13 protein-coding genes are annotated in these 12,691 nt (G+C 48.9%); 6 read left to right on the top strand and 7 right to left on the bottom strand.

The window, feature by feature from the left end; all coding sequences use genetic code 11:
- Positions 1-27 precede the first annotated feature (27 nt).
- Positions 28-849, bottom strand: coding sequence for a LysR family transcriptional regulator (locus KNQ11_RS02350; protein WP_149427057.1), 822 nt, complete (start codon positions 847-849; stop codon positions 28-30).
- 107 nt (positions 850-956) lie between these two features.
- On the opposite strand from KNQ11_RS02350, the gene KNQ11_RS02345 reads away from it, so the two are divergent.
- Positions 957-2,195: a purine/pyrimidine permease gene (locus tag KNQ11_RS02345; RefSeq protein WP_149427056.1), complete on the top strand. Its 1,239-nt coding sequence runs from the start codon at positions 957-959 to the stop codon at positions 2,193-2,195.
- A 164-nt stretch (positions 2,196-2,359) separates the two neighbouring features.
- Here KNQ11_RS02345 and KNQ11_RS02340 read toward each other — a convergent pair whose 3' ends face one another.
- The 3 genes from KNQ11_RS02340 to KNQ11_RS02330 form a co-directional block, all read right to left on the bottom strand.
- A complete protein-coding gene (locus KNQ11_RS02340; RefSeq protein WP_214769236.1) occupies positions 2,360-3,448 on the bottom strand; it encodes an MBL fold metallo-hydrolase in 1,089 nt (362 codons plus the stop codon).
- Positions 3,449-3,570: 122 nt separating this feature from the next.
- Complete coding sequence (locus KNQ11_RS02335) at positions 3,571-4,044, bottom strand: YflT domain-containing protein (RefSeq protein WP_214769232.1); 474 nt, start codon at positions 4,042-4,044, stop codon at positions 3,571-3,573.
- A 125-nt stretch (positions 4,045-4,169) separates the two neighbouring features.
- Positions 4,170-5,750: a peptide chain release factor 3 gene (locus KNQ11_RS02330; protein WP_058705241.1), complete on the bottom strand. Its 1,581-nt coding sequence runs from the start codon at positions 5,748-5,750 to the stop codon at positions 4,170-4,172.
- Positions 5,751-6,153: 403 nt separating this feature from the next.
- On the opposite strand from KNQ11_RS02330, the gene KNQ11_RS02325 reads away from it, so the two are divergent.
- Positions 6,154-7,398 carry an MDR family MFS transporter gene (locus KNQ11_RS02325; protein WP_149427053.1) on the top strand — a complete coding sequence of 415 codons (1,245 nt, stop codon included), beginning with the start codon at positions 6,154-6,156 and terminating at the stop codon, positions 7,396-7,398.
- Between the two features lie 62 nt (positions 7,399-7,460).
- On the opposite strand, the gene KNQ11_RS02320 is transcribed toward KNQ11_RS02325, so the two are convergent.
- A complete protein-coding gene (locus tag KNQ11_RS02320; RefSeq protein ID WP_214769229.1) occupies positions 7,461-8,258 on the bottom strand; it encodes a hypothetical protein in 798 nt (265 codons plus the stop codon).
- 140 nt (positions 8,259-8,398) lie between these two features.
- On the opposite strand from KNQ11_RS02320, the gene KNQ11_RS02315 reads away from it, so the two are divergent.
- From KNQ11_RS02315 to KNQ11_RS02305, 3 genes are all read left to right on the top strand, one after another.
- Positions 8,399-8,839, top strand: a complete 441-nt coding sequence (locus KNQ11_RS02315; protein WP_214769226.1) for an RrF2 family transcriptional regulator — start codon at positions 8,399-8,401, stop codon at positions 8,837-8,839.
- Positions 8,840-8,931: 92 nt separating this feature from the next.
- Positions 8,932-9,945 (top strand): hypothetical protein, encoded by a 1,014-nt coding sequence (locus KNQ11_RS02310; RefSeq protein ID WP_214769223.1) that lies wholly within the window; start codon positions 8,932-8,934, stop codon positions 9,943-9,945.
- A gap of 26 nt (positions 9,946-9,971) precedes the next feature.
- Positions 9,972-11,276 carry a VOC family protein gene (locus KNQ11_RS02305; protein WP_214769221.1) on the top strand — a complete coding sequence of 435 codons (1,305 nt, stop codon included), beginning with the start codon at positions 9,972-9,974 and terminating at the stop codon, positions 11,274-11,276.
- 43 nt (positions 11,277-11,319) lie between these two features.
- Here KNQ11_RS02305 and KNQ11_RS02300 read toward each other — a convergent pair whose 3' ends face one another.
- Entirely contained in the window at positions 11,320-11,643 is a 324-nt protein-coding gene (locus KNQ11_RS02300) for a hypothetical protein (protein ID WP_023467783.1), read from the bottom strand.
- Between the two features lie 91 nt (positions 11,644-11,734).
- On the opposite strand from KNQ11_RS02300, the gene KNQ11_RS02295 reads away from it, so the two are divergent.
- Complete coding sequence (locus KNQ11_RS02295; RefSeq protein ID WP_029341260.1) at positions 11,735-12,160, top strand: DUF2621 family protein; 426 nt, start codon at positions 11,735-11,737, stop codon at positions 12,158-12,160.
- A gap of 42 nt (positions 12,161-12,202) precedes the next feature.
- Here the strand turns inward: KNQ11_RS02295 and KNQ11_RS02290 are convergent, their stop codons facing one another.
- Positions 12,203-12,682 (bottom strand): CcdC family protein, encoded by a 480-nt coding sequence (locus KNQ11_RS02290; protein WP_029341259.1) that lies wholly within the window; start codon positions 12,680-12,682, stop codon positions 12,203-12,205.
- Positions 12,683-12,691: the final 9 nt, after the last annotated feature.

Genomic DNA, 12,691 nt, shown 5'->3' with positions numbered 1-12,691 from the left:
TCGTTCCTTTCTTTCCTATCCATTTAATTATTCTGCTGTTTCTTTCATGATTTCAATGAATTGTTTTGTCAGTGTCGTCGGTCCCGTCTCTGTCAACCAGACGAAGGCTGTCGTACTCGCGGCACCGGATAGGTATGTCTGGTGCAGCCCTGTCATATCCAGTTCCCGCAACGTACTCTCCGGCAAAACGGTCACCGCCTGTCCACTGCGTACGAGTCCAATCAGCGTCAAGACATCGGAACACGTCTCTTGCGATACGACACCGAGCCGTTGACTTAACGTCTGAAAGACACCGAGTCCTTCCTGACTCGGAATGATGAGATCCGCAGTCGGATGATCGGGGTGCCAGACTTGATGAAACGGTTCTTCTTCCATCCATTCAATCGAAATCCCTTGCGCATCAATCGGCAGACGGACGAACGCCGCATCAAGCGACCGCTCTTTCAACCGTTCGATGAGCGCACTCGATTCTCCTTGGTGAACTTGTAAGATGATGCCGGGATGTCGTCGTTTCATCTGCTCGATCCAGTCGACAAGCCGACTAGCTGATAACGTGTTGACACCAATCCGCAAAATCCCTGTTCGCCCGGCTTCGATGTCGCTCACTTCCATCCGTGTCTCCTGCTCGAACTGCAGCAACGAAACCGCTCGTTCATATAAGCGGTTGCCGCTCGATGTAATCCGGATCCCGCGTCCTGCCCGCTCAATCAGACGAACGCCTAGCTCTTCTTCCATCCGCCGGATTTGCTGCGTCAATGCAGGTTGTGCCATCCGTAAGCGCTCCGCTGCCCGCGTGACGGATTGTTCCTCGACGACCGCACAAAAATAGCGGTACTGGCGTAAATCCATATTCATCATCTCTTTCATATGTTTTCATGTATAAAGATATATGAATCATAACATCAATCATATGCTATGATGCAGGAATATCTGAAGTTTAAGAAAGGAGCTTTTTCATGAAACAAACGACTTCTACCTTCCAGTGGATCGTCTTTTTACTCGCGAACACGATCGCCTTACCAATCGTTGTCGCCAGTCTGTTCGACCTCTCTTCAGTCGAGACAGCTGCCCTTGTCCAACGGTCGTTCTTTGTAGGCGGGATTGCCTGTTTCCTACACGGAGCCTTCGGCCACCGGCTTCCGATCGTATCGGGACCTGCCGGATCATGGGTCAGCATCTTCGTCGTCATCGCCGCACTACCGGTCGATTCAAAAACGGCCTTTACGATCGCGATGGCAGCCGTCGTCATTGCCGGCGTCGTCCTCATCATTCTCGGTTTGACAGGATGGACGAAATACTTATTACCCGTCTTCACACCGCTCGTCAGCGGAACGTTTTTGCTCTTATTATGTATTCAATTAACGGGCGTCATGCTCGGTGCCGTCCTCGCCGTCGAGGCAACACGCCTCGCTGGGATCATCACGTTCTTGCTCGTGCTCGGACTCAGCCAATTCGGACCGAGTCGCTTACGTCCGTTTGCCTTGATGATCGGAATCATCGTCGGTTGGCTCGTCAGCCGTCCGTCGCTTCCTGCATCGTCTAGTTTGTTCGCACCACCGCAAGCGTTACCGTTCGGATGGCCACAGTTTGACGGCAGTGCATTCCTTGTCGCGATTCCGTTCGCGATCTTGCTTGTCGTCAATTTGATTGCCGCTTTAAGCGCCGTCGAAGCGACGCTTCAAAAACAAGGACGTCTGCACCAAGGGTTATCCATCGAAGGCGTCATTCATTTACTCGCTGCTACATTCTCGACGCTTGTGCCGGTGCCGTTACCGATCACGAGCGGATTCATCGCGCAAACGGGAAGCCGGAAACGTCGCCCGTTCTTGATTGCCTCGCTCGTCATCGCGTTGATCGGTTTCTTCCCAAGCTTGATCGGTATCATCGCAACATTACCGCGTAGCGTCGCGAGTGCCGCGTTGCTTGCGACATTGCCACACATGTTCCTGATTGCTTGGCAGTCTGCGGAAAGTAACATGGAGAATAGCCGTCGCCGCCATGCGTTTGCGATCAGTGCCGTCATCGGTATCAGTATCTTGTTGCAATCGACCGTCATCGCGGAAGTCCTGCCTTTGACGCTTCGCCCGTTCCTCAGTAACGGATTACTCGTCGGAACGATGCTTGTGCTCGGTTTCGAAATCATCGAAAAAGTTCGCTCTCGTCGCGCGAAACAGGCTGATCGATTAGCGAGCTAAATGGTATTGTACGACCGAACGATGTCATCATCCTCGCTTTCCTGTAAGGGTCGAGGATGAACATCTCCTCTGTTTATTCATCTAAAAAAGTAGCCTTTTCGAGTCACATCGAAAAGGCTACTTTTTTCTCATTTCATTCAATTAAAATCAAAAAGCTATTTTACTCAACGCACTTCCCGCCACCATTTTCGTGTCGTGCTCTCGGGTGTCACACTCTCCCCGATCATTGGTGTCAGAACCGGAATCTCATCGCGTTTCGCTTCCTTGAGCAACCGTTCGACCGGCTCGAACCAGGCATGGAACGCGAGGATGAAGGCAGACCAGTGAATCGGCATCAAAACGCGACCTTTGACATCACGATGTGCTTGAACCGTTTGTTCCGGTAACATGTGCGAATTGGACCACCGGACATCATACTGCCCACATTCCATCATCGTTAAATCAAACGGACCATATTGTTCGCCAATCGCTTTAAAATGTGGACCATACCCACTATCACCACTAAAGAAGACCTTTTGCGAGCCTTCGATGACCCATGACGCCCATAGCGTTGAAAATTGATCAAGACCATTTCGCCCTGAATAATGGCGCGACGGAGCCGCTGTCAGTTTGATGCCACCGACTTGCGTCGATTCATGCCAGTCGAGTTCCGTGATTCGCTCAGCCGAGACACCCCATCCACGGAGACGACTACCGACCCCGAGCGGCACGATGAAGCGACCGACTCGATTTTTCAAGGCGAGGACGGATGGATAATCCAGATGATCATAATGGTCGTGCGAATAGACGACGACATCAATCAACGGCAGGCGATCGAGATCGACGGTCTGCGTCGTTTGAAAACGTCCTCCACCCAGTTTCGGGAACGGTGATGGTGCGCGCCCGAGCATCGGGTCAAAGAAAATCGTTTGCCCATCGAGTTCGAGTAAAAATGCCGAATGTCCGAACCATGTGACACGTGGTGTTTCACTATCGTCTTGACGTCGCTGATACGGAAGCGTCGGTAACGCTTTGACAGGACGCAGATTCGGAATGTTTCGTCCGTAATCCTTTAAAATGCTTTTCATCGAGTCCCATTCCATCTTCAACTGGAAATCCATCTCATTTTTGAACTTCCCGTCGACAAAACGATCTGATCGTTCGAAACTCCGCCGCTCTGCACGGCTTGGTCGTTTCCCGAACACCGGGTATCGGTTGATGAACCAAGCACTTGCAAGACCAATTCCTGCTAAAGCTGTCACTATTTTTTTCATGTCATATCACCTCTTCGATGCTCTCAGTATAGCACCTCGATTCCCCACACATCTCGCTTTGCGACTCCGGACGCGAGAAAAAAAGTGAAGATCACCGATATCGGTGCCTTCACTTCTAGGTATTAGTCGAGATCGTCCGCTTTCCACTTCGTCCGGTCGCTCTTCTCACCGTCCCCGCGGTGATCGGATTCATAGGCATTGTTCCCCGGATTTTCGACCTTGTTATCATCGTGCCGATGGTCATGGTCATGATCATGATCGTGGTCATGGTGATGATGGTGCTCATGGTCGTGGTCATGATCGTGATCTCGATCCTTGACGAACAATGCAAGACCGCCACGCTCGACTTCTGCGTAATGCCGTTCTGCCTCATCGTCCGAATGTCCGACACGTTTTAATGTCTCGCGGAGCGGTGGTTCTTTAGAAAATTTTGATTTGACCTGATCAATCCAACTTGCACCCGATGCTTCGTCTGCCGCGTCATCTCGACCGACGACAGATAAATCCGAATCATGATGCCCCTGTTGTTTCAATTCCTCGATTTTTCGTTCCAGACTCGATTGATCCTGATAGATTCCAACAAACCGTTTCGCCATCACATGACACCTTCCTTTTTCATATGAATTCAAACTCGCTCTGTTTTTACCCTTGTTCGCTTGCCATCAAACGAGATTTCTGGAACGAAAAAACGGACCACTTCGAAAAGTAGTACGTTAAAAACTTAGAGTTGTTGCGGTGAATCGACCAATGTAATTGTTCCTTCGTTTTTCTGAACGAACCGCTCGTAGACGAAATCATTCGCAAATAATAGAACAGCATTTTCCCAACGGTCGTAGACGAGAACCGTCCGTGAATCCGTCAGTTGTTTGACGGCAGCGACTTCAGCTGGCTTGATCCATTTCGCGACTTGGAAGTTCGCAGCATCCTTCAAGATATCAACGCCATACTCGCCTTTGAGCCGGTGCTCGAAGACTTCGAATTGGAGTTGTCCGATCGCTCCGAGGATGATTTCGTTGTATTCCGTCTTGTAGACCTGGATCGCGCCTTCTTGCGCGAGCTGTTCGACACCTTTTTGGAACTGTTTCGACTTCAAGGCGTTTTTCGTGTAGACCTTCAAGAAGAGTTCTGGTGCAAACGTTGGGAGTGCTTCATATTGCAATGATGGATCACCGTTCGTGATCGTATCACCGATTTGATAGTTGCCTGAATCGTACAACCCGATGACGTCTCCTGCGAACGCTTCATTGACCGTTTCCCGCTCATCCGCCATGAATTGTGTCGATTGAGATAACTTCATCTTCTTGCCTGTCCGTGTCAAGACGACGTCCATTCCACGATCAAATTTACCCGTACAAATACGGACGAACGCAATCCGGTCACGGTGGTTCGGGTTCATGTTTGCTTGAATCTTGAAGACGAAACCACTGAAGAAGTCTTGTGCCGGTTCGACCTTCCCTTTGTTCGACTCACGAGGTGTCGGTGAAGGGGACAGGTTCAAGTAATGTTCAAGAAGTGGTGTGACACCAAAATCGACGAGGGCTGATCCGAAGAAGACCGGAGTCAGTTCACCTTTTGCGATCAATTCTTCATCGTATTCGTTACCTGCGCCGTCGAGTAAGTCAACTTCATCCATCAACGTCTCGTACATTTCCGAGTTGATCGTCGTCGCGAGTTCTTCGTTCGCGAGACCTTCCTCACCGAGTTCGATCGACTTACGATCGTTCTTGAAACAATGGAATTGTCCTTTGACACGGTCATAGACTCCTTCGAACTGTTGCCCTGAACCAGCTGGCCACGTCACAGCTACAGACGGGATGCCGAGGACTTCTTCGAGTTCTTCCATCAATTCGAGTGGGTCACGCGCTTGACGGTCCATCTTGTTGATGAACGTAAAGATCGGAATCCCGCGCATCCGACAGACTTGGAACAGCTTCTTCGTTTGTGACTCGATCCCTTTCGCCGCATCGATGACCATGATCGCTGAGTCAACCGCTGTCAGGATTCGGTACGTATCCTCACCGAAGTCCGAGTGACCTGGTGTATCCATGATCGAGACGATCTTTTTGTTGTATTCGAATTGCATGACCGAAGACGTAACAGAGATTCCGCGTTGTTTTTCGATTTCCATCCAGTCCGATTTCGCAAATTTCGAGTTTTTCCGTGCCTTGACAGAACCTGCCTCACGGATTGCCCCTCCGTGCAGGAGGAATTTTTCAGTTAATGTCGTCTTACCCGCATCCGGGTGGGAAATGATGCCGAAAATCCGACGCTTTTCGACTTCCGTTTGTAGAATGTTTGTCATGTATGGTAGTTCCTTTCACCGATATATTCAAAAGTCCGATCAATCTTTTTCGCAACTAGTCTATCATACCGAATTTTCAAGGTCTCGTCCATTTCACTTCATTGACTCAATTTTCAGATTTAAAGTTGACAATTCATCACGATCTTCTTTACGATGACTAGGAAGTTCACTATTACAGAAGGAGGAGACGTACAATGGTATTCCATCAAGCCTGGACATCTGTCCACACTGTCTTTGTATCGGCTACAACTGTACGTCACCCAATCGTTTAATTTTTAATTAAGCAGGGTGTGCGTATGCGTATACGTACATGCTGCCCTCTTATATTAGGACGGGTATGCCCATATTTGTGCGTATCCGTCTTTTCTATTGTCTAAAAACGGAATATAAGGGGTTTTTCACTATGCTTAACGCACTTAAACAGCTTGATCGCAACATCTGGATCCGGTTCGTCGGGGAAACGATCACGGGGATCATGATGTTCATGATTGCACCATTTTTAGTTCTTTATTATGCGGATCGACTCGATTCCTACTTCTTGGTCGGTGTCATCATGGCGACCGGACCGATTATGTCGCTCGTCGGCGCCGTCCTTGGTGGTCACTTCGCTGATAAATTCGGTCGAAAACCACTGATGGTCCTCTCGATCATCGGTGACGTCATTGCTTTAATCGGTTTCTCGTTCGCTGATTCATTCGGACCGCTTCTCGCGTTGAACGCGCTGCTCGGTTTATCCAGTTCACTGTTCCATCCCGCGGCAAGCGCGATGGTCGCTGACGTCACACCACCAGAACGCCTAAACGAATCGTTCGGTCTGCTCCGGATGGGACATAACGTCGGGGCCGCATTCGGTCCACTTCTCGGAAGTGCCGTCCTGTTCGTCGACCGTTCACTCATCTTCTACTCTGCCGCTTTCGTCTTTTTCCTGTACGGACTCGTTCTCTACTTCTTCATCGAAGAAACGAAACCGGAGTATATCGAAAAGACGGACGAAGTCAAAGTATCACCGCTCACTGTATTGCGGAAGGATCATGTCTTTTTAATATTCATCGGGGCGGGTGTCTTCATCTCGATGGGATTTGCCCTCGTCGAGAGTATGTTACCGGTCTTTTTGAAGGAGGCACTACCGGGATTACCAACGAAACAAAATCCGTTTCCTTACTTGATGGCACTGAACGGGATCATGGTCGTCTTATTCCAGTTCCCAATCGCTGCTCGCTTATCAGGGAAAGCATTCGGAAAAGTCATGTTGCTCGGGGCCTCGATTTTCGGAATCGGCATGATTTTCCTCGCATTCGTTCCGTCTTACCTGTTCTCACTCGGAACGAGTTATGTCGTGCTCGTGACGGTATTGCTTGCGATTTATGCGTTCTATACGCTCGGTGAGATGATCATGTCACCTGTCCAGATGACGTTCATCGCCTTGATCGCACCAGAACATCTCCGCGGAACGTACAACGGTGCTGCGAGTCTCCAGTGGTTGATTGGTGGCGTCACCGCACCACTTCTCGGATCGTTGTTCCTCGATTCAGGAAAAGGTGACTTTGCCCTAGCATTTATCGGACTGCTCTGTTGTGTGTCAGGTGGCGTCTATCTTGCACTCGACCGGTCGATTCAGCGCGCGAAACGATTAACGAAATCTGCTTAAAGCTAAAAAAGCGATGTGTAGCGCCCCGACTTCAGTCAGAGCGTTACACGTCGCTTTTCTCGTTAAGATGGTAATTGATTTGCCGCTACGAACGGACCGAACAGGACCGGTAACGGATCGAGTCGTTGCTGAATTTCATCAATGAAATTCGTCGATCCACTGACGAAGACGATCGGATCATTTGCTGTAATCATCGTCAGGAACTCGTGCATCTGTAGCTCCCAGCCAGTTTGCTGGATTTGATGAAGGACCATTCCTTTCGTCGTCAGGGATACGACATTCGCTAGCATCTGCTCTGCTAGTGTTTCAGCTGAAATGTGAAGTAACGTCGTCTTTCGACCACTAAGGAGTGCATGCCGAGCTTCGTCGATGACGGCTCCAAGATGATGCTCTTCTGCAATCAACAAAATATCTTTTTGACGCCAGTTTTCAGCATGACGGTATTTACAAAAATGCCGACACGTATCGACGAGTTGATGGTGAACAATTGCCCATGCTTGAAGTAAAGGTGCATCTTCTTTAAGGTCATATTCGATTTGAATAGCTTGAAGAATTTCACGACTGATGATGTCAGGGTACGTCAACAGAAACGATTTCGTCTGGTCGATTTCATTCAGTAAAATCAATTTAAACAGTTCACTCGATTCATGCTGGTTTGTAATCTGATTCAATAATTGACTCAGGCGTAAAATCCGTAATGCGCGAGTTCCGTCCTGAGCCCCCGCTTCTCGAAGCGCGCGCAATTCTTCTTCGTACGTCGCCTCGAGCGAGTCATAGAAGCGCGTCGCGATCCGCAATCCCTTTTGCTCCATCGATGGACCGAGCTGTTGCAAAAGGTGTAATGCCTGATCGAAATGCATAATTTAACCTACCTTTCACCGTCCATTATGCGTGAAGCTACTCTCAAAAACAATCTCTAAAATGCATCTTATTTTTTGCACATTGAAAGTTGTAAATGCTTGCGTCCCCCCCTAGTATGTGTGTTAAGTAGGTGATGAAAATGCGCATGACACGTTATACGGATTACGCGATTCGGTCTCTGCTGTTCGCAGCAACTCATCCCGATCGTTTAGTCCGAATCCAGGAAGTAGCGGATTGTTACGACATTTCTAAGAATCATTTGATGAAAGTAGTCTATCGTTTAGGACAGAGTGGTCTGATTGAATCTGTCCGTGGTCGTGGAGGTGGTTTTCGATTAGCGAGCCCTCCGGATGCAATTCATATCGGTGACGTCGTACAACTGTTTGAACCAACCGTTCATTTTCTCGATCCGCAAGAAGGCATTCACGAGATTCCTTCGCTCAATCCAGCACGTGATGCTTTCGATGATGCCATTGCGGCGTTCCATCAAGTACTCAATGGTTACACAGTACATGATTTGCTACATCCGACAGCTGAAACTCATCCACAAATACTTGAAATGATTCCGAACCGCGATTGAGCGGGTTCGGAATCTTTTTTTATTCCGTCCTCGCTCAATTGCGATTTCTCAAAACGCTCGTGGTATACTTATATAAGAAAGGAGGGGTACAGATGAACCCTCAAGAAGAACTCCATCTCTTATATCTTCGCTTAAAGGAAGAAGAACCCTCCGTTGCACGCGGTGAGGCCTTATGGGCCATCTTTGAGGAAACAGCTGATGATTCACTCCGCTTCCTCTCCTTATGGACATTTTCACAAAATCAATTTGATTTAGGACACTTCCGATCGTTTCTTGTGTCCTTCACGCTCTTGATGGAATGGATCCGAAAAGATGAGATGACACTAACTCCAAAACAAGAACTTGATTTGTACTGGAACTACAAGTCCTACTTGATCTATATGGCAGAACAAGAAGACGTGACGGTCTCGCTTCTCGAAGAAGATCTTGATCGCTTCATCGATTTCTGTGACGCGCATGGCTTTATTCGGACGCGCGACTATATCAGCTTCATGGTCTATAGCAAACTCGGTGACGAGGAACAAGCCGATCATTATCTATCGGAATGGGTTGACGCGCCAAGTGACGAACTTAGTGATTGCCCATCCTGCGAAGCATTTAGCCGGATGACGTATGCGATCGAACGTGGCTTCGAAGATCGTGCCTTGCTACTTTATGCAGCACTTCGGCATGAACGCGGTTGTTCACGGATGCCGGATCAGGCTCATCCATACATCCTACCGTTGTTCCTCAGTCGCAAAAAAGAACGCTTCGATTGGAGCGAACGCTTGATCGAAGAAGTCAAACGGGGTGAAAACCTCTTTACAGGCGGTGACGAACCGTATCACCTGTATGCGAAGATGTATTATGATACGAACTATACTTGGTCGATGGAAGAGAAAAAACAATTGATCCCGTTCTTGACTGATCGTGGATATCTTCAGTTCCTACTCGCTCACTATGCGTTCGCCCATCGTCAATCGCTTGGTGAGGAAGCGTCGTATCTCGCAGCGCTTCGGACGAATCTCTATGAGATTGCACAGTCTCTCGATCGCCGGATCGAAGGTGTCTTCTACTTGAACCTCGTCGAACGTGAACTAAAACGAATCACCCAGTTCGTTGCTTGAATCTCATTCGTAAAGGAAGTGTCTTCATGTTAGATCATGTTCAGCTCGCTATGCCGAAAAACGAAGAAGATCGCGCCCGTGCATTTTATGCCGGGCTTTTACATATGAAGGAAGTCGAAAAACCGACTGGTGTTCAAGCCAGCGGTGGTGTCTGGTTCGAAGAACATGGTGCAGCACTTCATCTCGGCATCGAGGATCCCTTCTCCCCTGCTAAAAAAGCGCATCCTGGATTAACCGTCGCTGCGTTCGAAGAGTTGAGCGATTCTCTTCAAGCTGCCGGTTATCCGGTTGAGCATGACACACGCCTTGCGCCACGTCGTCGTTTCTTCACAACCGATCCATTCGGTAACCGTTTAGAGATCATCGCTACCCACCTGCCGACGTTAACGCCAAAGAAGTTGGTGGATGGTTCTCATGTCCGCTTAATCGCACCCGCTTCTAGTCTCTCAACGGTCGAGATGAAGATCATCGATGGTGCGATCCAAACGCTCGAATCGCTCGGATTACGTGTTTCGATCAGTCAACATGCGCGTGCCGTCAATCCGTTCGGTTCCAGTGATCCTGAGTTACGGGTTGCTGATCTTCATGCCGCGTTCGCTGATCCGAACGTTGATGCGATCCTGTGCGTTCGCGGTGGGTTCAGTACGAATGAACTTGTCGACTTACTCGACTACGAATTGATTCGGACACATCCGAAGATCCTTTGTGGCTTCTCCGATATCACAGCACTCAGTCATGCCATTCTAACGAATACCGGCTTAGTGACGTATTCGGGACCGATGTTACGGGCTTTCCGTGATCGCGACGCCTATACGATCGATTACTTCAAGCAAGTCCTGTTCGGAACAGAACCCGTTACAATCAAGCCTTCGGTCCATTGGCGCGATACCGATCGCGGACATGTCATCACGTTACCAAACAAAGGTCCACTTCTCTTATCACCGGGTCAAGCAAGCGGTCGACTGCTCGGTGGGAATCTTTGTACGCTAAATCTCCTGCAAGGCACACCGCACTTCCCTGATTTACGGGATACGATTTTATTTCTTGAAGACGATTACGAAGTCCATCCAGCGACGTTCGCTCGTGATTTCGCCTCTTTGATGGCGCAACCGGGTGCCGAAACGATTCGCGGGATCGTCTTCGGGCGCTTCCAACTCGCAACAAAGATGACGGAAGAGCATTTGCAGTATCTGATCTCGCTCTATCCATTCCTAGAGCACGTACCAGTTCTTGCGAATGTCGACTTCGGACATACGAGTCCTCTGTTCACGTTCCCGATCGGTGGACAGGTTGAACTGCATGACGAGGTCATCCGACTTCATATTTCTTGAATATCAAAAGAAGGAGACGCGGCAATCCGCATCTCCTTCTTTTTTAATAGTCGAGCAATCTCGAAGCGTCGATTTGACGTTTCGACCCATCCGCGAACATCTCGAGTGTTGCGAAAATCTGGTCATTTGCCCATTCATAGTGAAGTAACGTGAAGTCTTCGAGTGTCGAGACCGTCTTGAACGTTTTCCCGACCGTAAACGCACGCTTCCGGCTCGCATCTTCTGCCGGAACGGTGACGAAGATGACTGTGATCTCCTCACCCTTCGTATCATAATAGAATTCAACGATCCGACCGTCCGCTGTTTCAGGTAAGACACCTTTACGGGGCTGTCCGGTCTCGTCCAATTGTACGTATGGTTGCAGCATTCTTTCGCCTCACTTTCTCCGTCATTCATCATAGCACGTCCACCTGATTTATGCTAATCTATATTTGATGTGAAAGGGGGATGAGTCGCGCATGGAATGGTTCATGAACGGGATTCTGCTCTGGGGCTTTATCATGATTACACTCATGGCGATTGGCGGGTTTTTCATGTTCCGGAAGTTCCTCAAAAAGTTACCGAAAGAAGACGGTAAATCGATGATGGACTGGGAAGATGAGTACATCGACCAAACACGACATCTTTGGACGGATGAGACGATGGAATTATTGAACGCTCTCGTCATGCCGGTTCCATCGGCATTTCGTGATGTCGCACGCCGCAAGATTGCCGGGCGGATCGGACAGTTCGCACTGGAGGAACAAGCGACAGAGATGACATCTGAACTGGTCGTCAAAGGATATATTTCCGCTACGCCAAAACGCGATCATAAATTCTTGAAAAAAGCACTGACGGAGCACGCCATCGACTGGCGAGACTACGCATTATACTTCCAAAATTGAAGGATGCACGAAAAACCGCCGAAGTCGCCTTCAGCGGTTTTTTTAGTGAGGTAAGTGCGCGACCGGCACGGTGCCTGACTTTACTCGTTTGTATTTCAAATACATCGCGAAGCGCCAAGGGACGATCATTCCAAAAGCGACGAGATAAAAAATGCCGCCCGTTTCGAAAATGTCAATCTGCCCGCCGATGAAGAACTTCGCAACCGTCCGAATGAATAAGATACCGAATAAGACGATGAAAAAAGCTTTCGAACGTTGCAAATAAATCTGCCCTTCTGCTTCATAAAAATTGGATGTCTTGATCAAAAAGATGCTGAAGATGGCTCCAATGAGCAATGCTTCTGCCACTTCCGTCCATGTCAGACGGGATGCTGGGTATAAAAACTGTAGCATCCCCGTCGACATCGCAAAGGGCGGGATCAAGATTTTTTTAGCATTCGTCGGTTTTGCTGATGCCTTCACACGAATGAAGCTGATCAGCAATCCCATGACGAGCGCTACCCCAGTTGATATCCAAATCATCCGATCACT

Origin of the sequence: Exiguobacterium sp. s39 (assembly GCF_018618925.1) — a bacterium.
In the GTDB taxonomy this organism is placed as follows: domain Bacteria; phylum Bacillota; class Bacilli; order Exiguobacteriales; family Exiguobacteriaceae; genus Exiguobacterium_A; species Exiguobacterium_A abrahamii.
Note: the sequence above shows the minus strand (reverse complement) of the source record. Positions and strands in the feature narration are given on the sequence as shown.